Consider the following 21873-nt stretch of genomic DNA (forward strand, 5'->3'; position numbering starts at 1 on the left):
TCCCGTCGGGAGAGCGCCCCACGCGATCCGGCCAAGGCCGAGTGCGCCGAGTCAGGCGTCGTAGTCCTGGTCGAAGCGGTCGGACATCTCCCGCTCCGGGTCCTCGATGTCGCGCACGTTCTGGCGACCACGCTCGGACTGCGGCTGCTGGCCACCGTGTTGCGGGTGCTGCCCACCGCGCTGGGGCTGCCCACCGCGCTGCGGCTGGCCACCACGCTGGGGCTGGCCGGCCCGCTGCGGCTGCTCGCCACCGCGCTGCGGCTGCTCGCCACGCTGGCCGGCACGCTCACGCGCCTGGCCCATCTTGTCCTTGGCCTGGTCCTGCCACTCGTTGGCCTTGTCCTTCATCTGGTCCTTCATACCCATGTGGGTTCACTCCTGTGGTGAGTGAGGTTGGGGAGTCGGCCCCTTGGTGGGGCCTCGACCAGATTCACACGGGTGAACACGGTGCGCATGTGGATCAGTCACGGTGCGTAGCGCGGGCCGCCTCGTCGGCTGCCCCACCTGCGCCGACGAGGCCGGAGTTCATGCCGTGCAGCCGGGGCGCGAACCGCTTCATCTCCCGTCCGCCGACCGCCCCGATGAGCGCCGGGAGGTAGCCGCGTACGCCCTGCATCCCGCGCAGCCACCACTGCCCGTACACATGCGCAGAGCGCCGCTCGATCCCGGCGACGATCCGGTCCACCGCGGGACCCAGCGGGTACGTCTTGTTCGACGGCCAGGGCAGGCGTTGCCGCAACTCGCGCATGACGTCGTCCTGGTCGGCGCCGCGCACCATGTCGGTGTCGGTCCAGGACAGATACGCCACCCCGACGCCCACCCCCTGGTAGGCGACCTCGGCGCGCAGACTGTGCGCGTAGGCCTCCACACCCGACTTGGACGCGCAGTACGCCGTCATCATGGGCGCCGGGGTGATCGCGGCGAGCGAGGCGACCTGGAGCAGATAGCCGCGGCTCTCCACGAGTACCGGCAGGAACGCGCGCGCGGTCACCGCCGAACCGATCAGGTTCACCTCGATCACCCGCCGCCACGCCAGCGGATCGGAGTCGGCGAACGGACCGCCGGTCGCCACACCGGCGTTGGCGACCACGATGTCGACCTTCCCGAACCGCTCCTTCACCTCCCGCGCCACCCGGCCCATGGCCTCGTGGTCGGTGACGTCGGCGTACCAGTACGCGCTCTCGCTGTGCAGCCGGCCCGAGACGTCCTTGAGCGCGTCCTCCTCCAGGCCGACCAGCGCCACCCTGGCTCCGCGCGCGGACAGCTTGCGCGCCAGCAACTCGCCGACTCCGCGCGCCGCTCCGGTGACGACCGCGACCTGCCCCTCGAGGCTGACCCTGCTCATGCGCCCTCCTTGACCTGTGTGACGTAGGTGGTGACGAGTTCACGGATCCGGCGGATCACCGGGCCGGGGGCCTCGATCGGGGTCATGTGGCCGATGCCGGGCAGCTCGGTGAGACCGACGCACTCCGGCAGGGCGGCGACCAGCGCGCGGGCGTGCACGGGGGGCGTGAGCCGGTCGGCCGTGCCGTGCAGCACCGCGGTGGGTATGCGCAACTCCCGTACGCCGTGGTCGAGGTCGAGCGCCTCCAGCACGGCGGCCCAGGCGTGGCGTACGGCACGGGGGCAGGCGTGCACGATCCGGGCGCACGCCTCCACCATGTGCGGGGCCGAACCGGCGCCCATGGTGGCGTACTTGAGGACGCTCTTGGCGACCGGTGTGACCGGCCCGAGGGGGGCGCGCGAGCCGAGGACGCGCCCGGTGATCCAGGTGCGCACGCGTCCGGCGCCCAGCGGCACCACGCGTGCCTCGGCGACCAGTCGCGAACTGCCCGTGCTGCACAGCAGGACGGCGGCGGCGTGCTCCCGGAAGCGGGGGCGGCCGGCGGCGGCCATGACGGTCATGCCGCCCATGGAGTGGCCGACGATCAGGGCCTTCTCCTCGGGCGCGAGTGTCTGCGCGAGTACCGCCTCGAGGTCGTCGGCCAGCGCCTCGGTGGTGCACGCGGCGCCGGCCGGACTGCGTCCGTGCCCGCGCTGGTCGTAGGTGATCACCCGGTGGTCGCTCGCCAGTTCCCGGATCTGGGCCGCCCAGAAGGCGGTCGAGCAGGTCCAGCCGTGCGACAGGACGACCGGGGGCGCTTCGTCGGGGCCGTGCACCTCGACGTGCAACCGGGCGCCGTCGGCGGAGACGACGGTGAGCCGGCGGCCCGGGACAGGCGGGGCGTACGGGCCCGAGGCCACGGAGGCGGGCCGGCTCATGCGGCGCCCTCGCTCTGCAGCGCGGTGTCGTCCTGGGCGGCCGGGGTCCGGGCGGCCGGGGTCCGGGCGGCGCCGGCCGTCGGTCGCGTGGCGGGGTCCGCGCCCTTCGCGGCGGGCCTGCGGACGACCTCGTACTCGCTCAGGTCCACGCGCCGGGTCGCGCGCCGGAACTCGGTCGTCGTACCGGGCCAGATGGTGGTGTTGCGGCCGCTCGCGTCCAGGTACCAGCTGGTGCACCCGCCGGTGTTCCACACCGTGCGCTTCATGCGCTCCTGCACCCGGTCGTTCCAGGCCTCGACGGCGGCGGGCCGGGCGTCCAGGGCGGTGCGGCCGCCGAGGACGTCGAGCTGACGCAGATAGTCGGCCATGTAGTTCAGCTGGGACTCGATCATGAGGATCATGGAGGAGTTCCCCAGGCCGGTGTTGGGGCCGATGATCGTCATCCAGTTGGGGAACCCGGCGGCCGCGGCACCGCGCAGCGCCCGCATGCCGTTCTTCCAGGACTGCGCGAGGGTGATGCCCTCCACGCCGACCACGCGTTCGGCGATGGGCATGTCCGTGACGTGGAAGCCCGTACCGAAGACGATCACGTCGGCCTCGGTCTCGGTGCCGTCGGCCGCGACCAGGGTGGAGCCGCGGACCTCGTCGAGCCCGGCGGCGACGACGTCCACGTTGGGCCGGGCGAGGGCCGGGTAGTACGCGCTGGACAGCAGGATCCGCTTGCAGCCGATGCGGTAGTCGGGGGTGAGCTTGGCGCGCAGGGCCGGGTCCTTGATGGCGCGGGTCATGTTGCGCTTGGCGAGCCGCTCGACCAGGCCCAGCTCCTCGGGGTGCTTGGTGAACGCCTGGACCTGCAGTTCCCGAATGCCCCACAGCAACCCGCGCCGCAGCCGGGTGGTGAGCGGCAGCGACCGGTGCAGCCACCGCTCGGCGCCGCTGATGGCCCGGTCGACCCGGGGCATCACCCACGGCGGGGTGCGCTGGAAGAGGGTGAGACGGCCGACCTGGGGCTGGATGGCGGGCACGATCTGGATGGCGGAGGCGCCGGTGCCGACCACGGCGACGCGCTTGCCGCGCAGATCCTGTTCGTGGTCCCAGCGCGCGGAGTGGAACACCTGGCCGGGGAAGGTGTCGAGGCCCGGGACCTCGGGGATCTTCGGGTCGGACAGCGGTCCGGTGGCGGAGACGACGACGTCGGCGGTCAGGGCGCCGCGGGCGGTCTCGATGCGCCAGCGCAGCCGCTCCGCGTCCCAGGTCATCAGCTTGACCTCGGAGTCCAGGCGGATGTGCGGACGCAGTCCGAAGAGGTCGGTGACGTGCTCCAGGTAGGCGCGGATGTGCCGCTGCCCGGAGAAGGTGCGGGGCCATTCGGGGTTGGGCGCGAAGGAGAAGGAGTACAGGTGGGAGGGCACGTCACAGGCGCACCCGGGGTAACTGTTGTCCCGCCAGGTGCCGCCGACGCTGTCGGCCCGCTCCAGCACGACGAAGTCGGTGATCCCCTCGCGGCGCAGCCGCACGGCGGCCCCGAGTCCGCCGAACCCGGACCCGATCACCGCCACCCGTACATGCTCGAGCTCGGCCATCCCGAAGCCTCCACGCATCGCCTTGGACTCTGCCAGTGAACACTGGCGCAATGGGACTGTAGAGCAGCTCCGTACCGAGCGGTAGGGGTCGGGAGAAGGAAAGTTACCGGCGGTACAACATAGGCTGCGGGCGTGGCAGAGGACGCAGAACACCCAGGTGCCCCGCGCGAGTACCGCATGGAGGAGCTGGCCCGGCTGGCCGGCATCACCGTGCGCACCCTGCGCTTCTACCGGGAGCGCAAGCTGATCCCGCCGCCCCGCCGGGAGGGCCGTATCGCCTGGTACGACGAGCATCACCTGGCCCGTCTGCGCACCATCGCCGCCCTGCTGGAACGCGGCCACACGCTGAACGGGATCGCGGAACTGGCCGAGGCCTTCGACCACGGCCGCGACGTCGCCGACGTCCTCGGCGTCGGCACCCCGACCGAGGAGGAACCGGTCCGCCTCACCCCCGAGGAACTCGCGGCCCGCTTCGAGGGCGAGGTCACCCCCGAGAACCTCGCCGCGGCCATGGACCTCGGCTATCTCGGCACCGACGGCGACGAGATCGTCCACATCAGCCGGCGCCTGCTGGACGTCTCCTCCGCGCTGGTCCGCGAGGGCATCCCGCTCGCCGAGGTGCTCGGGGCCGGCGCCCGCGTCCGCGAGCACGCCGACGCGCTGGCCGAACTCTTCGCCACCCTGATACTGCGGCACGCCTCGAGGAAGGACCTCCACCGGCTGCGCCCGCTCGCGCGCAGTGTCGTCGAGGCGGAACTCTCCCTCGCCCTGGACCGCCGGATCGCCCGGCACCTCGACGCCTGAGGGCGCCGCGGCCACGGCACGGCGGCCACGCCGCCCGCGGCTACAGGTCGTAGACGACGGTCACCGGCGCGTGGTCGGACCAGCGCTCGGCGTGGGTGGCCGCGCGCTCGACGAAGCCCTTGACGGCCCTGGCGGCCAGGCCGGGGGTGGCGACGTGGTAGTCGATGCGCCAGCCCGAGTCGTTGTCGAAGGCCCGCCCGCGGTAGGACCACCAGGTGTACGGCCCCTCCGCCTCGGGGTGCAGGGCGCGCACGACGTCGACGTAACCGCCCTCGCCGGCGGCGAGCACCCGGCCGAGCCACTCGCGCTCCTCGGGCAGGAACCCCGAGTTCTTCGTGTTGCCGCGCCAGTTCTTGAGGTCGGCCTGCCGGTGGGCGATGTTCCAGTCGCCGCAGACGACCACCTCGCGCCCGTCGGCGGCGGCCCGCTCGCGCAGCTCCTTGAGATGGCCGAGGAACTCCCCCATGAAACGGACCTTCTCGTCCTGCCGTTCGGTTCCCACCTCACCGGAGGGCAGATAGAGGGAGGCGACCGTGACGCCGGGCAGATCGGCCTCGACATAGCGTCCGGAGCCGTCGAACTCGGCGGAGCCGAAGCCGACCCGGACCCGGTCGGGCTCGCGCCGCGTATAGAGGGAGACGCCCGCACGACCCTTGGCCGCGGCCGGGGCGTGCAGGACGTGCCAGCCGTCGGGCTGCCGCACCTCGTCCGGCAGCTGGTGCGGCTCGGCGCGTACCTCCTGGAGGCAGACGACGTCCGCCGAGGTCCCGGCGAGCCACTCCACGAAGCCCTTCTTGGCGGCGGCCCGCAGTCCATTCACGTTCACGGAGGTCACAGTCAGCACCCGGGCACGATACCGGCACACTGGTGGGAGCCCGCACCGTCCGAGATTCCTCTGCATAGAAGTACGATACTCAGCATGAATATACGCCCCGTTCGCTTCGATCACCCCGACGCCGTCAAGCTCAACGACGAGGTCCAGGCCGAGTACCACCTGCGCTACGGCGACGGCGGCGACGCCACCGTCCTCGACCCCGCGGACTTCGACGCACCCCGGGGCGTGTATCTGATCGCCTACGACGACCTGGGCCGCCCCGTGGCCACCGGCGGCTGGCGCGCCCAGGACCGCAACGACGAGGGCAACGAGGACGGTGACGCCGAACTCAAGCGCATGTACGTGATCGAGCGGATGCGCGGCCTCGGTCTCGCCCGGCGCATGCTCGCCGCCCTGGAGGAGGACGCCCGCATGGCCGGCCGCGTGCGCATGGTGCTGGAGACGGGCACCAAACAGCCGGAGGCCATCGCCCTGTACACGTCGAGCGGCTACGAGGCGTGCGCCAAGTTCGGCTACTACCGCCACCACGAGGAGAGCCGCTGCTTCGCGAAGAGACTCTGAGCGAACCCGTCAGACCCCGAGCGGCCTCGGAGAGAGCCCGAACGGCCCCGGAAAGACGATGGAGCCCCGGTCGGCTACTGCCGACCGGGGCTCCATGCTGCGTGGACCTGAGGGGATTTGAACCCCTGGCCCCCTCGATGCGAACGAGGTGCGCTACCGGACTGCGCCACAGGCCCTTGCAACGAGTGAAACTTTAGCATCCCCATCGGGCTGCCCGGAAATCCGCTCCCCGGTCACTCGGGACGCGGTGTCACTCGTTGGCCGCGCGCGGACGCTCGCCGTCCTCGTACTGGTCGAACAGGGGGGTGCGGCCGCGCTCGCGGGCCCTGCGAGCGGAGGCCGCGCGGCGCGCGTGGCCGCGTCCGGGCACCGGCTTGTCCCCGGAAGCGGACCCCGCCTCGTCCCCCTCACGCGTCTCGTTCACCTTGGCCGCCTTGTCGGCCTTGTCGGCCTTGTCTTCCTTGTCCGCCTGCGGGGCGTGGCCCGCCTCATGGTCCGGCGCGACGGAGCTGGAGCGCGCCGAACTCCAGGTGTCGGGCGCCCCCAGATCGACGTCGGAGGTGGCGCGCGGCGCGACGGGCGCGGTCACGTACGTCGGCAGCGGTACCGGCACCGGGTCCCAGCTGTCCCCGTGCCCGGGGCGGCGCTGGCGCTCGCGCTGCTGGTCGACCCACTCGGCGTGGTCGGTCTGCTCCACGAGGGCCCGGCGGTCCGCGGCGAGCGCGGACAGCCCGGTGTCGGTGTCCGTGCCGGTATCGGGCCCCTCCTCGGGTTCGTCGGCGCCGGCCCCCTGGGCGAGGGGCGCGCGCCGACGCGGCTGGCGCTCGCGCAGGCGCCGGGCCGCGGCCTCGGCGCGCTGGCGGTCCATCTGGAACGCGAACCGGCGCCGTTCCTGGGAGCGCAGATAGACGATGTAGGTGCTGAGCAGAACCGCGGGGACACCGGGCGCCCACAGGAAGGCGAGTCCCCCGACGGCGGCGACGATCGCACCGAGGGTGAACGCGCAGAAGAGCATCACGGTGGTGCGCCGACGGCGCGCGAGTACCTTCGAGCGCTGGGCGCGGGCCGCGGCCGTCTGCGCCGAGACCGCCTGCGCCGAGGCCACTTGAGCCGAGGCCGCCTGCGCCGAGACCGCGCGCCGCACGTCGGACGCGCGCTTCTGCGCGGGCACGGAACCGGACACGGCCGCGCCGGTGGGCTCGTACCCGGGCACGGATGCGGACTTGGGCGCCGGTACGGCCGCCTGGTCCGGCGCCGGCTGCGCGTGCGCCTCGGGCCCGGCGTCCGCATGGACCTGACGGCGCGTCGGAGGCACGGCGAAGGCCCGGACGTCCACCGAATCGGTGACGACGTCCGGAACGTCGGCGTCCTGCTCCCCCTCCTGGGCGGAGCGCGCCCGCAGGTCCTTGGCGTATCGGCGCTCCATGCCCGCCCGTCCGGACAGCAGCCGGATGGCTGTGCTGAAGCGTTCCGTCGGACGGGCCTCGTTCAGCTCGTCCTGCCTACGGAGCCACATCGGCACCAAGTAGGCGGCCCAGGCCCCGACGATGACTGCGTAGATGAGGCCGCTGCTGCTCACGTCTCACACCGTAGAGGGATTTGTGTGAGGCCATCCGCCAATTGGGCCGGTGTGTCGCACGATCCGGCTGATATTTCCAGCTTTTTTTGCGACCGATGCGATCAGCACACAGCCACAGACGTGAATTCGACGTCGTGAGGCGGTCGTTGAACGCTCTTTTTCGAACACACATTCAATTCCGCGGAGGCTGGGCGGGATTCCCCCGCGGGTTCTGCGGATCGAGTTCCCGGGCACGGGTGCGCTGCCAGCGGGCGAGCAGCCCGTCGGGCACCTCTTCCGCGGTGAGCGCGAAGACCAGATGGTCGCGCCAGGCGCCGTCGATGTGCAGATAGCGGGGCCGCAGCCCCTCCTCGCGGAATCCGAGTTTCTCCACGACCCGGCGGCTCGGCCGGTTCTCGGGACGAATGCAGACCTCGACGCGGTGCAGTCCGACGGTACGGAAACAGTGGTCCACCACGAGCGCGACGGCGGCGGGCATCACCCCGCGCCCGGCCACCGCCTCGTCCACCCAGTAGCCGACGTGCCCCGAGCACATCGAGCCCCAGGTGATCCCGGCGACCGTCAACTGGCCGACGAGCCGCCCCTGGTACTCGATGACGAAGGGCAGCATCCGGCCGGCGGCCGCCTCGGAGCGCAGGTGCCGGACCATCTGCCGGTAGGTCGGCCGGTGCGCGATCGGTCCGCTCGGCGTGGGCGGCGGAATGGTCGCCTCCCAGGGGCGCAGCCAGTCCCGGTTGCGCCGGTTCACCTCGCGCCAGGCACCCTGGTCGCGCAGCTTTATCGGGCGGAGGACGACATCGCCGTCCGCCAGCACGGCGGGCCAGGACGGGCTGTTCAGCTCGCACCCCCCGGGGGTGCCTCCCAGGCCTTCGGGGCACTGGGAGAGGGTCCGACGTGGTCGCCGCCGCGGAGCTGGTCGACGGCGTGGGCCAGCAGCGGCTCCAGCACGGCCAGGCCGTCGCGCACGCCGCCCGTGGACCCGGGCAGATTCACGATCAGGGTCCGTCCCGCCACTCCGGCCAGGCCCCGGGACAGCGCGGCCGTCGGCACCTTCTCCCGGCCGAACGCCCGGATGGCCTCGGCGATGCCGGGCACCTCGCGGTCGATCACCGCGCGGGTCGCCTCGGGGGTGCGGTCGGTGGGCGAGATGCCGGTGCCGCCGGTGGTGACGATGGCGTCGTAGCCGGCCTCGACGCCCGCGCGCAGCGCCGCCTCGACCGGCTCCCCGTCGGGGACGACCTCGGGCCCGTCCACGGCGAAGCCGAAGCCCGCCAGGCCGTCGGCGATCAGCGGGCCGCCCCTGTCCTCGTAGACTCCCGCGGCGGCCCGGTTGGAGGCGGTGACCACCAGAGCGCGGTAGGTCATGCCCGGCTCCAGTCGCCGGACTTGCCGCCCGTCTTCTCCTCCACGCGCACGTCCGTGATGACCGCTCCCTTGTCGACCGCCTTGACCATGTCGATCACGGTGAGCGCGGCGACCGTCACCGCGGTGAGGGCCTCCATCTCGACACCCGTGCGGTCCGTCGTCCGCACGGTGGCCTCGATCTCCACGGCGTCGTCCGCGACCGACAGGTCCAGTCTCACACCGGACACCGCGAGCGGGTGGCACAGCGGGATCAGATCCGGGGTGCGCTTGGCGCCCATGATGCCCGCGATGCGCGCGGTGGCGAGGGCGTCGCCCTTGGGCAGCCCCTCCCCGCGCAGCAGCTCGACCACGCGGGGCGATACGAGGACCCGGCCGCGGGCACGGGCGGTGCGCGCGGTCACGTCCTTCCCGGATACGTCGACCATGCGGGCGGCGCCCGTCTCGTCGATGTGCGTCAGTCGGTCCTGCGTGCTCATGGTGTGCGGCGCTCCCCATCCGGGCCCGCCGCGGTGCGGTGTGCGGGCCTGTCGTGCGCGACACGGTACCGCCAAGCGGGCGCGCGCACCGGACCAGGATCACCCGGCGGACGGCCACGCGCGCCTCAGCCCAGCAGGACGACCTCCACCTCGGTGCCGGGCTCGACGGATTCCACGTCCTCGGGGACGACGATCAGCGCGTTGGCGTGCGCCAGCGCGGCGATCAGATGGGAGCCCGCGCCGCCCACCGGGGACACCTCGCCGTCGGCGTAGGCGCCGCGCAGGAACTGGCGTCGGCCCCGGGGAGAGCGCAGCGCCTCCTTCGTCCGCAGGGTGGCCCGCGCGCGCGGGCGGTGCAGGTCCGTGAGACCCATCAGGGCGCGGACGGCGGGACGGACGAACAGTTCGAAGGAGACGTACGACGACACGGGGTTGCCCGGCAGCGCCAGCAGCGGTGTGTGGTCGGGGCCGATGGAGCCGAAACCCTGCGGCTTGCCGGGCTGCATGGCGAGCCTGCGGAAGTCGACGCCGGCGCCGGCCTCGTCCTCGTCGCCGGCGTACGACAGCGCCTCCTTGACGACGTCGTAGGCGCCGACGCTGACCCCGCCGGTGGTCACCAGCAGATCGGCGCGGATCAGCTGGTCCTCGATGGTGGAGCGCAGGATCTCGGGGTCGTCGGCGACGGCGCCCACCCGGTAGGCGATGGCCCCGGCGTCGCGCGCGGCGGCGGCGAGGGCGAAGCTGTTGGAGTCGAAGATCTGGCCGTCGGCCAGCGGCTCGCCGGGCTGGACGAGCTCGCTGCCGGTGGACAGGACGACCACGCGCGGGCGCGGGCGCACACGGACCGTGCCGCGGCCGATCGCGGCGAGCAGCGCGATCTGCGGCGGGCCGAGGACCGTACCGGCCTCCAGGGCGCGCTCGCCGGCCTGCACATCGCTGCCCTTGGCGCGCACGTGCGCGCGTGCCTCGGCGGGGCGGTGCACGCGCACGTGCCCCTGCGCGCCCTCGGGGGCCAGGCTGCGCGCCCGCATGCCGCTCACGGGGCCCTCGCCGAGCCCGCCGTCGGTCCACTCCACGGGGACGACGGCCTCGGCGCCCGGGGGCAGCGGGGCGCCGGTCATGATGCGGGCGGCCTGGCCGGGGCCGACCCGCACCGGGTCGGACGCGCCCGCGGCCACGTCCCCGACGACCTCCAGGACGGCCGGGAACTCCTCGCCGGCGCCCTCGACGTCCGCGACCCGCACCGCGTACCCGTCCATGGAGCTGTTGTCGAAGGGCGGCAGCGACACCGGCACCATGACGTCCTCGACCAGGACACAGCCCTGGGCGTCGAGGAGTTGCAGCTCGATGGGTTCGAGGGGGCGGACGGTCGAGAGGATGTCCTCCAGATGCTCGTCCACCGACCACAGGTGGTCCGCGTCGGTGGTGTGGGGCGCGGCGCTGCTCAAGACTGCTGCATCTCCTCGGCTACGTAACTGCGGAGCCAGGACCGGAAGTCCGGGCCCAGGTCCTCACGTTCGCACGCGAGCCGGACGATGGCACGCAGATAGTCGCCGCGGTCGCCGGTGTCGTAGCGGCGGCCCTTGAAGACGACGCCGTGCACCGGTCCGCCGACCTTCTCGTCCTGGGCGAGCTGCTGGAGGGCGTCGGTGAGCTGGATCTCACCACCGCGACCGGGCTCGGTCTTGCGCAGTATGTCGAAGATGTGCGGGTCCAGGACGTACCGGCCGATGACCGCGTAGTTCGAGGGTGCGTCCACCGGGTCCGGCTTCTCCACCAGGCCGGTCACCTTCACGACGTCGCCGTCGGCGGTGGCCTCGACCGCCGCGCTGCCGTACAGGTGGATCTGCTCGGGCGCGACCTCCATGAGCGCGATCACACTGCCGCCATGCTGCTCCTGGACCTCGATCATGCGCTTGAGCAGCGGGTCCCGGGGGTCGATCAGGTCGTCACCGAGGAGGACGGCGAAGGGCTCGTGGCCGACGTGCGGGGCGGCGCACAGCACCGCGTGGCCCAGACCCCGGGGGTCGCCCTGGCGTACGTAGTGCATGGTGGCCAGATCGCTGGACTCCTGCACCTTGGCGAGCCGGTCGGCGTCACCCTTCTTCTGGAGCGCCGACTCCAGCTCGTAGTTGCGGTCGAAGTGGTCCTCGAGGGGCCGCTTGTTGCGTCCGGTGATCATGAGCACGTCGTCGAGCCCCGCGGACACGGCCTCCTCGACCACGTACTGGATCGCGGGCTTGTCGACGACCGGCAGCATTTCCTTGGGAGTGGCCTTGGTGGCCGGCAGGAACCGGGTGCCGAGGCCTGCTGCTGGGATGACAGCCTTGCTGATCCTGGGGTGCGACTGAATCATGCCCGCAACCTTATCCGCTGCCTCGGACGCCGATCCGAGGCTCCGGTGGCTGGACCCTCGTACGACGGCATGGGGCACAAGGATGCGAGAACGACCGATGGAACACGACGGACGCGTGGACGAGCCCGACAAGCGCGCGTTGCGGCGGGAGCTCCTCGCGGTGCGGAGGGGGTTGCCGCAGGACGACGTGCGCGCGGCGGGGCGCGCGCTGGCCCGGCACGCCCTGGAGCTGCCCGAGCTGGCGCGCGCCCGCACGGTGGCCGCGTATGTGTCGGTGGGGTCGGAGCCCGGGACGCCGGCGCTGCTGGACGCGCTGCGCGCGCGGGGGGTGCGCGTCCTGCTCCCCGCGCTCCTCGCCGACGACGACCTGGACTGGGGCGCGTACGCCGGTCCGGACTCCCTCGCGCCGGTCCGGCACGGCGGGCGGATGTCGCTGCTCGAACCCTCCGGGAAGCGCCTCGGTCCGGACGCCGTCACGGCCGCCGACGTCGTCCTGCTGCCCGGGCTCGCGGTGGACGCGCGCGGGATGCGCCTGGGGCGCGGCGGCGGCTCCTACGACCGTGTGCTGGCCCGTCTGGAGCGGGCGGGTGCCCGCCCCAGCCTGGTGGTACTGCTGTACGACGGCGAGGTCGTCGCGCGCGTCCCGGTGGAGGCGCACGACAAGCCGGTGCACGCCGTGGTGACGCCCTCGGGCACCCGCCGCTTCCCGCTCACCTGACCGATCCCGGGCGCGCGCGAAACGGCCCCCCACGCGTGCGTGGGGGGCCGTTTCGGTGGGTGTCTCAGCGGTTCACGGCTTGAGGACGAGCGTGTCGCTCGTGCTCTTGCCGACCGCGTCGGCCGAGAACGACCAGGGCAGTAGCTCGCCTGCGGCCCACTTGCCCGTCTGGTCGGTGTAGTGCGCGCTGAACGCGTGCCCGGAGGCGCCGGTCAGGTTGATCCACTTGGACTTGTCGAGGTCGGCGAGGTTGACGACCATCCGCATGGACGGCACCCAGACGACGTTGTAGCCGCCGGCGGCGTTCCAGCCGGAGGCGTTCACGGTGGCTTCCCCGCCGCTGAGCTTCCAGGGGCCGCGGTTCAGCACGTACTGCAGGAACTGGGGGCCCTCGGTGCCGAGCGTCTGGTTCTTCAGGAACAGGCGGTGCAGCCGGCCCCAGCTCCAGGTGTCGATGTCCTTGCCGAGCTTGGCGGTCAGCTCCCAGCGGGCGTCGATCATGGCCCGGGCGAAGAGCTGGTCGCGGTCGTCGGCGGCGGGACGGGTGCCGTACTTCGGGGTCTTCCACCAGTCGCTGTGCGGCTTGTCCATCAGGGTGCGCACGACCTCGAACCAGCGGTCGCCGCCGTCGGGCTGCGCCTGGTCGGCGTCGCGCTGGCCGCATTCGCGCACCTTGGTGTCGTCGTCCACCGGGCCGGTGCTGTCGATCTTGTCGACCCACAGGCACTGGCCCTTGACGCGCAGCTCCTTGGGGAGCTTGTTGCCGAAGGCGAGCTTGAGGATGTTGCGCCAGACGGCGTTGAAGTAGGCGGCGGCCGCGGAGTCGGCGTCCTGGGTGTAGTCCCAGCCCTCCAGCAGCTTCTGCGCCTGCCGGACGTTCCCGTCGTCGAGGTTGAGCTTCAGCAGCTTGGGCACCAGCAGCTTGGCGATCTCGCTGCTGTTGTCCATCTGCATCTGGCGCATGTCGTCGGTGGAGATCTTGCCGCCGTCCTTGATCTTGGATTCGATCAGGTCGGTGATGCGCTGGCTGCGGGTGCCGTAGCCCCAGTCGGTGGTGAGCGTGTACGGGTACTTGTCCTTGTCGACCACCGCCTGGTTGGCGGTGACGATGTAGCCGCGCCGGGGGTCGTACTCGTAGGGCAGCTCGTCCTTCTTGATGAAGCCGGTCCACTTGTACTTCGAGTCCCAGCCCGGCGCCGGCAGGGAGCCGTCGTCGGCCGAGGAACGCGTGGGGATCTTGCCCGGGAGGGTGTAGCCGATGTGCTCGCCGTCGGCGTAGACCAGGTTCTGCGAGGGCACGTCGAAGAGGGCGGCGCCCGCGCGGAAGTCGTTCCAGTTCGCCGCCTTGTCTATGGCGAACACGGCGTCCATGGAGGTGCCCGGGTCGAGGGCGGTCCATCGCAGGGCGATGCCGTAGCCGTCGCCTCGGTCGGGCGCGGCGGTGTTGACGGTGGCCTTCCTGCCGACCTGGACGAGTTCGTCGTCGCGGTCGGACAGCAGCGGCATCCCGTCCTGGGTCTGGCGGACCACGATGGACTTGGACGTGCCGCCGGCGACCTTGATGGTCTCCTCGCGGCTCTTGAACGGCCGGACCTTGCCGTCGTACAGGTAGCCGTTGGCGGTGACCTTCTCCAGGTAGAGGTCGGTGACGTCGACCCCGGAGTTGGTCATGCCCCAGGCGATCCGGCCGTTGTGGCCGATGACCACGCCCGGCATGCCGGCGAAGGTGTAGCCGGTGACGTCGTACTGGCACGTGCTGGAGACGGTCCGGCAGTGCAGGCCCATCTGGTACCAGACGGACGGCAGCGACGCCGACAGGTGCGGGTCGTTGGCGAGCAGGGGCTTGCCGGTGATCGTGTACTTCCCGGAGACGACCCAGGAGTTGGAGCCGATGCCCTGGCCGTTGACGCCGACGGCCGTCGGGACGTTGTCCAGGACCTTGTACAGGCCCGCCAGCTGGCTCGTGAGGCCCGATCCGGCCGCGCCCGAGGTGGTGGAGCCGGTCGCGCCCGTGGAACCCGCGGAGGCGCCCGTGGTGCCGCCGGACGTGCCGGACGTGCCGGGCGTGCCGGACGTGCTCGTCGAGCCGTTCTGCTGGAAGGTCTTCGACAGCTCGCCGTACTGGCCCTCCTGCACGATCGGCTTGTTACGGCCGTAGGGGTACTCCGGGTACAGGTCCTGGATCTGCTGGGGGCCGAGGCGGCTGGTCATCAGGGCGCGGTCGATCTCGTCCTGCATGTTGCCGCGCAGGTCCCAGGCCATGGCCTTCAGCCAGGAGACGGAGTCGACGGGGGTCCAGCTGCCCGGCGTGTAGTCGTTGGTGAGACCCAGCGCCGCGTACTCCAGGGAGATGTCCTTGCCGTCCTTGCCCTGGAGGTAGGCGTTGACCCCCTTGGCGTATGCCTGGAGGTACTTCTTCGTGGACGGCGACAGCTTGGTGTCGTACTCCTGCTTGGCGATCCGGTCCCAGCCCAGGGTGCGCAGGAACTCGTCGTTCTTGACCTGGCCCTGGCCGAACATCTCCGACAGGCGCCCGGAGGTCATGTGCCGGCGCACGTCCATCTCGTAGAACCGGTCCTGCGCCTGGACGAAGCCCTGCGCCATGAACAGGTCCTCGTCGGAGGAGGCGTAGATCTGCGGGATGCCGTAGCCGTCCCGCTTGACGTCGACCGGGCCGGACAGGCCCTGGAGCGTGATCGAACCCTTGGTCTGCGGGAAGGAGGCACGGACCGTGCTGATCGACCAGTACGCGCCGTAGGCGATGCCTCCGATGATGGCGAGAACCAGCACCAACACGACCAATCGGGCTTTGCGCCCCTTCTTCCTGCCGGACTTGGCGGGCTTGTCACCCGTTGTGGCGGTGGTGTTGGGGGGCATCGCTGTCCTTGCTGTCCTAACGCGAGCGGCAGGTCGGGCTGTGACTTTGAATGAGCGCTGGAGCAACCATAGGCGCAGGGTCCTCTCCCCCTTGACGCGGAGTCGGGAACCGGCCTGCGCGAGCGTTCGATCTTGCCTCGTCGAGCGTCAAGAAAACGTCAAGAGTTAGGTAAGGTAACGAAGTACTTGGGTGCGGTGCGCCGCAGCCTCGGGTCTTGTGTACGTGTGTCCGCTCGCCTCGCGCGCGGGCCAAGGAAGGGAACCGCCGCTGACTGTCCACCACCTCAACCAGCTCCTGCTCGTCTGCTCCGTCGTCCTGCTCGTCGCCGTCGCGGCCGTCCGGATCTCGTCCCGCAGCGGGCTCCCCAGCCTGCTCGTCTACCTGGGGATCGGCGTCCTCATGGGCCAGGACGGCATCGGCGACATCCACTTCGACAGCGCCGCAGTGACCCAGGTCATGGGATACGCGGCCCTCGTCGTGATCCTCGCCGAGGGCGGCCTGGGCACGAAGTGGAAGGAGGTGCGCCCGGTCCTCGCCTCCGCCTCCGTCCTGGCGACGGTGGGCGTCGCGGTCAGCGTGGGCGTCACCGCGGCCGGCGCGCACTACCTGGTCGGGCTGGAGTGGCGGCAGGCGCTCATCATCGGCGCGGTGGTGTCCTCCACGGACGCGGCCGCGGTCTTCTCCGTGCTGCGGAGGATCCCCCTGCCCGCGCGCGTGACGGGCACGCTGGAGGCCGAGTCCGGCTTCAACGACGCCCCGGTGGTCATCCTGGTCGTCGCCTTCTCGACGGCCGGCCCGGTCGAGCACTGGTATCTGCTGCTGGGCGAGATAGCCCTGGAGCTGGCCATCGGCGCCGCCGTGGGGCTCGCGGTGGGCTGGTTCGGGTCCTGGGGGCTCAAGCACGTCGCCCTGCCCGCCTCCGGCCTCTACCCCATCGCCGTGATGGCCATCGCCGTCACCGCGTACGCCGCCGGCGCGCTGGCGCACGGCAGCGGCTTCCTGGCCGTCTACCTGGCCGCGATGACGCTCGGCAACGCCAAGCTCCCGCACTGGCCCGCCACGCGCGGCTTCGCCGAGGGGCTCGGCTGGATCGCCCAGATCGGCATGTTCGTCGTGCTCGGCCTGCTGGTCACCCCGCACGAGCTGGGCGACGACTTCCTGCCCGCCCTGCTCATCGGCCTCGTGCTGACCATGGTCGCCCGGCCGCTCAGCGTGTTCGCCAGCCTGGCGCCGTTCCGTGTGCCGTGGCAGGAGCAGGCCCTGATGTCGTGGGCGGGCCTGCGCGGCGCCGTGCCCGTCATCCTGGCGACCATCCCGATGGTCAACGGCGTCGACGCCAGCCGCCGCATCTTCAACATCGTCTTCGTCCTGGTCGTCGTGTACACCCTGGTCCAGGGTCCGACACTGCCCTGGCTCGCCCGCAAGCTGCGCCTCGGCGAAGAGGGCGAGGCCTCCGATCTCGGCATCGAGTCGGCGCCCCTGGAGCGGCTGCGCGGGCACCTGCTGTCCATCGCGATCCCCGAGGGCTCCCGGATGCACGGCGTGGAGGTCAACGAGCTGCGACTGCCGCCGGGCGCGGCCGTCACCCTCGTCGTACGGGAGGGAAAATCGTTTGTCCCCCTGCCCACGACGGTGCTGCGCCGCGGGGACGAACTGCTGGTCGTCGCCACGGACCCGGTCCGCGACGCGGCGGAACGGCGCCTGCGCGCGGTCGCCCACGGCGGCAAGCTTGCGGGGTGGCTCGGCGCCGACGGGGTGGGCCCGGGGCGGTGAGCACGGGGCGTTGCCGGGACGTTTCAGACTCCTCACACCCGTGCCGATCACAGGTGAAGAGGGCGGACGGTGCTCGCTTTCACAGGGGCGCAACGCCTTGATCCCTGTAGGATGAAGGGCACCTAGATCGAACCAACTCTGCCTGATGCAGAGCTGGCGCGACCGTATGGCGGCCGGAACGCCCTCCGCAGTGGCACCGGTATCTACCGCAGTTCCGCGCAAGAGGACAGCTCTCGGCGGCCCCGCACGGGCGCGCTACCAGGCCGAAGAAAGGCACGGGCCGTGGCATCCACGGTCACCACCGAGCCGACGGAGACCCCGTCGACGCCTTCCCGCCCGGGATACGGCCGGCTGCTGCGCACCCGCGGCGCCTGGACGTTCCTGCTCCCCGGCTTCGCGGCGCGCCAGCCGTTCGCGATGCTCACGATCTCCATCGTGCTGCTCGTGCAGCACACCACCGGCTCCTACGGCGCCGCGGGCGCCGTGGCGGCCGCCACCGGTGTCTCCATGGCACTGTTCGCGCCCTACAGCGGGCGTCTCGCCGACCGCCGCGGCCAACGCGCCGTATTGGTCCCCGGCGTCCTGGTGCACACCCTCGCGGGCCTGTCCCTGACCGCGCTCGCCCTGGCGCACGCCCCCTTGTGGGCGCTGTTCCTGGCGGCGGTCCCGACCGGCGCCTCGGTACCCCAGGTGGGCCCCATGGTGCGGGCACGCTGGGGCGTGAAGCTTCAGGGCTCGCCCCTGATGACCACCGCGGCCGCGTTCGAGTCCGTCACGGACGAGCTGACCTTCGTCCTCGGCCCCCTGCTCGCCACCGCGCTGTGCACGACCGTGACGCCCGCGGCGGGCCTCGTCACGGAGGGCGCGCTGACCCTCGTCGGCGGCCTGCTGTTCGCCGCGCAGAAGGGCACGCAGCCGGCGGTGGGCGCCGAGGACGGGCACGCGCGCGTGCGGCACGCCTCGGCCCTGCGCGTCCCCGGCGTGCGCGTGCTGATCGTGACGTTCCTGGGCATCGGATCCGTCTTCGGCGGCATGCAGGTGTCGCTGGCCGCGTTCACCGAGTCGATCGGCGAGCCCGGCCTGAACGGCGTCCTGTACGGCGTCTTCGCGGCCGGCAACATGCTCTCCGGCATCGTCTGCGGCGCCATCGCCTGGAAGGTCGCCCCGCGGCGGCGCCTGGTCATCGGCTACACGGCGCTGGCGCTGGTCGCGTCCGCCCTGTGGACCGCGCACTCGGTGCCGCTGCTCGCCGGGCTCGGCCTGCTGGTCGGCATGTGCATCGCCCCGGCCCTGATCACCGGCTACACGCTGGTCGACGGCCTGGTCCCGGCCGGTGCGCGCACCGAGGCCTTCACCTGGCTGACCGGCGCCGTCGCGCTCGGCCAGGCGGCCGCCGTCACCGTCGCCGGACAGCTGGAGGACCGGTTCTGGGACGGCGCCGGCTTCCTGGTGCCCATGGTGGGCACGGTGCTCGCGCTGATCACCCTGGTGGCGCTGCGATCCCGGCTGGCCACCCCGCAGCGGAACCGCACGGTCGCACGTGGCGTCGGTCACCGCGTGCCGGTCACGGTGGACTGATCCCCGGGAATACGTCACTATGGATCGTCGTTAGCACTCATCGAGTGAGAGTGCCAGGAGGAAGACAGTGCCGACGTACCAGTACCAGTGCACCGAGTGCGGCGAGGGCCTCGAGGCGGTGCAGAAGTTCACCGATGACGCCCTGACCGAATGCCCCAGCTGCAGTGGCCGCCTGAAGAAGGTGTTCTCCGCGGTCGGCATTGTCTTCAAGGGCTCCGGCTTCTACCGCAACGATTCGCGCGGCTCCTCGTCGAGCAGCAGCCCGGCCTCGAAGCCGAGCTCGTCGGACTCGAAGTCGTCGTCCGACGCGAAGTCGTCGTCCTCGGCTTCGGCGTCGTCGACGTCCTCCTCGTCGACGTCCTCGTCGACGTCGTCCTCTTCGAGCTCGGCCGGCAGCTCCGCCGCCTGAGACCGCCCGAAGCGGACCAGGACAGACCTCCCACCCCGGGCCCTGCCGTCGTACGACGGCGGGGTCTTCGGTATGTCCGGCGCCGTCTCCCCCGTGTCGTCGCGGCCAGCTAGTGTGCTGGACATGGCGAACGCAGAGATCGGCGTAATCGGCGGCTCGGGCTTCTACTCGTTCCTCGACGACGTGACCGAGGTCGAGGTGGAGACCCCCTACGGGCCGCCCAGCGACTCCCTGTTCCTCGGCGAGGTGGCCGGCCGGCGGGTCGCCTTCCTGCCCCGGCACGGACGCGGCCACCATCTGCCACCGCACCGCATCAACTACCGCGCCAACCTGTGGGCCCTGCGCTCGGTCGGGGTCCGCCAGGTGCTCGGTCCGTGCGCGGTGGGCGGGCTGCGCCCCGAGTACGGCCCCGGCACGCTGCTGGTGCCCGATCAGCTGGTCGACCGCACGAAGTCCCGGGCGCAGACGTACTTCGACGGACTGCCGCTGCCCGACGGCAGCGTGCCGAACGTCGTGCACGTGTCCGTGGCCGACCCCTACTGCCCCGCCGGGCGGTCGGTCGCGCTGAAGGCGGCGCGTGGGCGGGACTGGGAGCCGGTGGACGGCGGCACGCTGGTCGTCGTCGAGGGGCCGCGCTTCTCCACCCGTGCCGAGTCGCTGTGGCACCAGGCCCAGGGCTGGTCGGTCGTGGGCATGACGGGCCATCCGGAAGCGGCCCTCGCCCGGGAACTGGAGCTGTGCTACACCTCGCTGACCCTGGTCACCGACCTGGACGCGGGCGCCGAGACCGGTGAGGGCGTCTCCCACGAGGAGGTGCTGCGGGTCTTCGCGGCCAACGTGGACCGGATGCGCGGGGTGCTGTTCGACGCGGTGGCAGCACTGCCGGAGACGGGCGCACGGGACTGCCTGTGCGTGAACGCCCTGGGGGGTATGGATCCCGGGTTCGAGCTGCCGTAGTCGGCGGGGGAGTCCGCGGGGGCGGTGACCTGGCGGGGCGCTGGGGCTTAGTGGGGGCTGGGGCTTAGTGGGGGCTGGGGCTTAGTGGGGCGCTGGGGCCAGGGGGGCGGCTGGGGGCGGGGCGGCGGCTACGGGCTGAGGGCGGTGGGCGTCCGGCCGGGGGGCGGGACGGGAGCGCGGGCGGCTGAGCGGAACTACTCGTTCGGGTGGGCGAGTTGTCCACAACACGTCCGTCGTCCACCGGCTCCGACGGGATGCGGCGCGAGGCCCCATCGTGGCATCGCAGGCCCGAATCCCTCGTCGCAGGCGGTGATCCCCATGCCCTTCCCCCCGTCGTCCTCCGCTCCCACCCCGCCTCCCCTGCGTCCGCCGCGCCCGATGGGCACGGACGCCCCGGCGACCTGTGCGGTGCCGCGGTTCGCTCCGGTGCGGGTGCGCGGCGGGCGGTATCGGCTGCAAGGGCTCGTACGGCGGCACGGGCGGGCCCTCGCGGCGGGCCTGACGGTGACGGCCGCCGCGCTGGTGGTGGCGGGGCCGCGCACGGCGCCGGAGCCACACCGGGTGGAGCGGGCCCGCGGACACCCGTCGGCGCAGCCGGCACACCGGGGCGCGGCGGCGAGGGCCGTGGCGGACCTGGTGGCGGCGCCGGTACGGATCGCCGACGCGGCCACGGTCGGACTGCTGCGCGCCGGTGACCGGGTCGACGTCATCGCGGCGCAGGACCCGGCGACCGGAGGCGGTGCGCGGGTGCTCGCACGCGGTGTGCGGGTGACGAGGGTGCCGGGGCCGGTGGCGGGTACGGCCGAGAGCGGGGCGCTGATCGTCCTGTCGGTGCCGCGCGCCACGGCGGCCCGGCTGGTCGGCCCGAGCGCCACGGCCCGGCTGGCGGTGACGCTGTGCTGAACCGACTGGTGAACGTCGTGTCAGGTCTCCTCGCCACACTGCTGCCAGCTCCGTCGGTCGATGGACCGGACTGGACACCATGGCCGCCACGTGCCGTAGGTTGCGGAGCGTTTTGTTCCACACCCTGTGCACACGAGGAGAGTCACCGAGGTGAGCGCGAAGAAGGATCCGGGCATCCTGCAAGGCTTCAAGGCCTTCCTGATGCGCGGCAACGTCGTCGATCTGGCAGTCGCGGTCGTCATCGGCGCCGCCTTCACCAACATCGTCAACGCCGTGGTGAAGGGAATCATCAACCCGCTGGTCGGCACGATCGGCACGCAGAACCTCGACAACTACTACACGTGCCTGAAGGGAACGTGCCGGGAGGCGGCGAACGGCTCGGTCAGCGGAGTGCGGATCCTGTGGGGCTCCGTGCTCGGCGCGACGCTCACCTTCGTGATCACGGCCGCGGTGGTGTACTTCCTGATGGTCGTGCCGATGTCGAAGTACCTCGCGCGACAGGCGGCCCGCAGGGCGGCGCGGGAGGGCACGAGGGAGGTCATCGAGGTGACCGAGCTGGAGGTGCTCAAGGAGATCCGCGACGCGCTGATCGCGCAGCGGGGACGAGGGCACGACGAGCGCTAGTGCTGTGCCCGGGAAGGTTCACCGGGTCGCTGCTGGCGCGAGTCACCTCGCGGCCGGTTGGATGTGAGGACACATCCGATCGGGTGCATGGAGGTGCGGTGGCAGAGCCGGTCAAGGTCCGGAGGCCGACGGATCAGGAGGGGCAACGGCTGCGGCAGATCGTGCGGCGGGGTAGCACCAGCACGGTGCGCTACCGGAGGGCGATGATGCTG

21 protein-coding genes, 1 tRNA gene and 1 pseudogene are annotated in these 21873 nt (G+C 71.9%); 10 read left to right on the forward strand and 13 right to left on the reverse strand.

The window, feature by feature from the left end:
• Nucleotides 1-51 precede the first annotated feature (51 nt).
• The 4 genes from ACIBA9_RS05995 to ACIBA9_RS06010 all read right to left on the reverse strand — a co-directional run bounded on the left by ACIBA9_RS05995 (nt 52) and on the right by ACIBA9_RS06010 (nt 3845).
• Nucleotides 52-366, reverse strand: a complete 315-nt coding sequence (locus tag ACIBA9_RS05995) for a hypothetical protein (RefSeq protein ID WP_399360122.1) — start codon at nt 364-366, stop codon at nt 52-54.
• Between the two features lie 94 nt (nt 367-460).
• Nucleotides 461-1345, reverse strand: coding sequence for an SDR family oxidoreductase (locus ACIBA9_RS06000; RefSeq protein WP_393898884.1), 885 nt, complete (start codon nt 1343-1345; stop codon nt 461-463).
• Complete coding sequence (locus ACIBA9_RS06005) at nt 1342-2262, reverse strand: alpha/beta fold hydrolase (RefSeq protein WP_399360123.1); 921 nt, start codon at nt 2260-2262, stop codon at nt 1342-1344. The genes ACIBA9_RS06000 and ACIBA9_RS06005 overlap by 4 nt, the downstream gene beginning before the upstream one ends.
• Entirely contained in the window at nt 2259-3845 is a 1587-nt protein-coding gene (locus tag ACIBA9_RS06010; RefSeq protein ID WP_399360124.1) for a flavin-containing monooxygenase, read from the reverse strand. The genes ACIBA9_RS06005 and ACIBA9_RS06010 overlap by 4 nt, the downstream gene beginning before the upstream one ends.
• Nucleotides 3846-4022: 177 nt before the next feature.
• Between ACIBA9_RS06010 and ACIBA9_RS06015 the strand changes: the two genes are divergently transcribed.
• Complete coding sequence (locus ACIBA9_RS06015; protein ID WP_399361224.1) at nt 4023-4649, forward strand: MerR family transcriptional regulator; 627 nt, start codon at nt 4023-4025, stop codon at nt 4647-4649.
• Nucleotides 4650-4689: 40 nt separating this feature from the next.
• On the opposite strand, the gene ACIBA9_RS06020 is transcribed toward ACIBA9_RS06015, so the two are convergent.
• The gene (locus ACIBA9_RS06020) at nt 4690-5493 is read right to left on the reverse strand and encodes an exodeoxyribonuclease III (RefSeq protein ID WP_393898882.1); all 804 of its coding nucleotides are present in this window, start codon (nt 5491-5493) and stop codon (nt 4690-4692) included.
• A 75-nt stretch (nt 5494-5568) separates the two neighbouring features.
• Between ACIBA9_RS06020 and ACIBA9_RS06025 the strand changes: the two genes are divergently transcribed.
• Complete coding sequence (locus ACIBA9_RS06025) at nt 5569-6045, forward strand: GNAT family N-acetyltransferase (protein ID WP_393898881.1); 477 nt, start codon at nt 5569-5571, stop codon at nt 6043-6045.
• A 102-nt stretch (nt 6046-6147) separates the two neighbouring features.
• Here ACIBA9_RS06025 and ACIBA9_RS06030 read toward each other — a convergent pair.
• The 7 genes from ACIBA9_RS06030 to galU form a co-directional block, all read right to left on the reverse strand.
• Nucleotides 6148-6221, reverse strand: a tRNA-Ala gene (locus ACIBA9_RS06030).
• A gap of 74 nt (nt 6222-6295) precedes the next feature.
• Nucleotides 6296-7624 carry a gephyrin-like molybdotransferase receptor GlpR gene (glpR, locus tag ACIBA9_RS06035; RefSeq protein ID WP_399360126.1) on the reverse strand — a complete coding sequence of 443 codons (1329 nt, stop codon included), beginning with the start codon at nt 7622-7624 and terminating at the stop codon, nt 6296-6298.
• Nucleotides 7625-7796: 172 nt separating this feature from the next.
• Nucleotides 7797-8438, reverse strand: a complete 642-nt coding sequence (locus ACIBA9_RS06040; RefSeq protein ID WP_399360127.1) for a GNAT family N-acetyltransferase — start codon at nt 8436-8438, stop codon at nt 7797-7799.
• Nucleotides 8439-8458: 20 nt separating this feature from the next.
• Nucleotides 8459-8989 carry a molybdenum cofactor biosynthesis protein B gene (locus ACIBA9_RS06045; protein WP_393898871.1) on the reverse strand — a complete coding sequence of 177 codons (531 nt, stop codon included), beginning with the start codon at nt 8987-8989 and terminating at the stop codon, nt 8459-8461.
• Nucleotides 8986-9465: a cyclic pyranopterin monophosphate synthase MoaC gene (gene moaC / locus ACIBA9_RS06050; protein WP_362158305.1), complete on the reverse strand. Its 480-nt coding sequence runs from the start codon at nt 9463-9465 to the stop codon at nt 8986-8988. The genes ACIBA9_RS06045 and moaC overlap by 4 nt, the downstream gene beginning before the upstream one ends.
• 125 nt (nt 9466-9590) lie before the next feature.
• Nucleotides 9591-10913: a gephyrin-like molybdotransferase Glp gene (gene glp, locus ACIBA9_RS06055; protein WP_399360128.1), complete on the reverse strand. Its 1323-nt coding sequence runs from the start codon at nt 10911-10913 to the stop codon at nt 9591-9593.
• Nucleotides 10910-11821: a UTP--glucose-1-phosphate uridylyltransferase GalU gene (gene galU, locus ACIBA9_RS06060; RefSeq protein WP_362158309.1), complete on the reverse strand. Its 912-nt coding sequence runs from the start codon at nt 11819-11821 to the stop codon at nt 10910-10912. The genes glp and galU overlap by 4 nt, the downstream gene beginning before the upstream one ends.
• Nucleotides 11822-11918: 97 nt before the next feature.
• Between galU and ACIBA9_RS06065 the strand changes: the two genes are divergently transcribed.
• Nucleotides 11919-12539 (forward strand): 5-formyltetrahydrofolate cyclo-ligase, encoded by a 621-nt coding sequence (locus ACIBA9_RS06065; protein ID WP_399360129.1) that lies wholly within the window; start codon nt 11919-11921, stop codon nt 12537-12539.
• 72 nt (nt 12540-12611) lie between these two features.
• On the opposite strand, the gene ACIBA9_RS06070 is transcribed toward ACIBA9_RS06065, so the two are convergent.
• The gene (locus tag ACIBA9_RS06070; protein ID WP_399360130.1) at nt 12612-15416 is read right to left on the reverse strand and encodes a penicillin acylase family protein; all 2805 of its coding nucleotides are present in this window, start codon (nt 15414-15416) and stop codon (nt 12612-12614) included.
• Between the two features lie 217 nt (nt 15417-15633).
• On the opposite strand from ACIBA9_RS06070, the gene ACIBA9_RS06075 reads away from it, so the two are divergent.
• The 7 genes and pseudogenes from ACIBA9_RS06075 to ACIBA9_RS06105 form a co-directional block, all read left to right on the forward strand.
• Nucleotides 15634-17190, forward strand: a complete 1557-nt coding sequence (locus ACIBA9_RS06075) for a potassium/proton antiporter (RefSeq protein ID WP_399360131.1) — start codon at nt 15634-15636, stop codon at nt 17188-17190.
• A 282-nt stretch (nt 17191-17472) separates the two neighbouring features.
• Nucleotides 17473-18768, forward strand: coding sequence for an MFS transporter (locus ACIBA9_RS06080; protein WP_399360132.1), 1296 nt, complete (start codon nt 17473-17475; stop codon nt 18766-18768).
• 67 nt (nt 18769-18835) lie between these two features.
• Nucleotides 18836-19177, forward strand: coding sequence for an FmdB family zinc ribbon protein (locus ACIBA9_RS06085; protein WP_399360133.1), 342 nt, complete (start codon nt 18836-18838; stop codon nt 19175-19177).
• A gap of 123 nt (nt 19178-19300) precedes the next feature.
• The gene (locus ACIBA9_RS06090) at nt 19301-20134 is read left to right on the forward strand and encodes an S-methyl-5'-thioadenosine phosphorylase (RefSeq protein ID WP_362158325.1); all 834 of its coding nucleotides are present in this window, start codon (nt 19301-19303) and stop codon (nt 20132-20134) included.
• Between the two features lie 318 nt (nt 20135-20452).
• Complete coding sequence (locus tag ACIBA9_RS06095; protein WP_399360134.1) at nt 20453-21037, forward strand: hypothetical protein; 585 nt, start codon at nt 20453-20455, stop codon at nt 21035-21037.
• A 150-nt stretch (nt 21038-21187) separates the two neighbouring features.
• Nucleotides 21188-21661 carry a large conductance mechanosensitive channel protein MscL gene (gene mscL / locus ACIBA9_RS06100; RefSeq protein ID WP_399360135.1) on the forward strand — a complete coding sequence of 158 codons (474 nt, stop codon included), beginning with the start codon at nt 21188-21190 and terminating at the stop codon, nt 21659-21661.
• A 98-nt stretch (nt 21662-21759) separates the two neighbouring features.
• Nucleotides 21760-21873: pseudogene (locus tag ACIBA9_RS06105) on the forward strand (IS630 family transposase); the annotation flags it as partial.

This window comes from Streptomyces sp. NPDC051452 (assembly GCF_044454765.1).
Lineage (GTDB): Bacteria > Actinomycetota > Actinomycetes > Streptomycetales > Streptomycetaceae > Streptomyces.

Bases quoted from the DNA above. Each gene is read 5' to 3' on its own strand.
- ACIBA9_RS05995 (WP_399360122.1), bottom strand. From the start codon at position 366: ATGGGTATGAAGGACCAGATGAAGGACAAGGCCAACGAGTGGCAGGAC.
- ACIBA9_RS06000 (WP_393898884.1), bottom strand. From the start codon at position 1,345: ATGAGCAGGGTCAGCCTCGAGGGGCAGGTCGCGGTCGTCACCGGAGCG.
- ACIBA9_RS06005 (WP_399360123.1), bottom strand. From the start codon at position 2,262: ATGAGCCGGCCCGCCTCCGTGGCCTCGGGCCCGTACGCCCCGCCTGTC.
- ACIBA9_RS06010 (WP_399360124.1), bottom strand. From the start codon at position 3,845: ATGGCCGAGCTCGAGCATGTACGGGTGGCGGTGATCGGGTCCGGGTTC.
- ACIBA9_RS06015 (WP_399361224.1), top strand. From the start codon at position 4,023: ATGGAGGAGCTGGCCCGGCTGGCCGGCATCACCGTGCGCACCCTGCGC.
- ACIBA9_RS06025 (WP_393898881.1), top strand. From the start codon at position 5,569: ATGAATATACGCCCCGTTCGCTTCGATCACCCCGACGCCGTCAAGCTC.
- ACIBA9_RS06045 (WP_393898871.1), bottom strand. From the start codon at position 8,989: ATGACCTACCGCGCTCTGGTGGTCACCGCCTCCAACCGGGCCGCCGCG.
- moaC (WP_362158305.1), bottom strand. From the start codon at position 9,465: ATGAGCACGCAGGACCGACTGACGCACATCGACGAGACGGGCGCCGCC.
- galU (WP_362158309.1), bottom strand. From the start codon at position 11,821: ATGATTCAGTCGCACCCCAGGATCAGCAAGGCTGTCATCCCAGCAGCA.
- ACIBA9_RS06065 (WP_399360129.1), top strand. From the start codon at position 11,919: ATGGAACACGACGGACGCGTGGACGAGCCCGACAAGCGCGCGTTGCGG.
- ACIBA9_RS06070 (WP_399360130.1), bottom strand. From the start codon at position 15,416: ATGCCCCCCAACACCACCGCCACAACGGGTGACAAGCCCGCCAAGTCC.
- ACIBA9_RS06090 (WP_362158325.1), top strand. From the start codon at position 19,301: ATGGCGAACGCAGAGATCGGCGTAATCGGCGGCTCGGGCTTCTACTCG.
- ACIBA9_RS06095 (WP_399360134.1), top strand. From the start codon at position 20,453: ATGCCCTTCCCCCCGTCGTCCTCCGCTCCCACCCCGCCTCCCCTGCGT.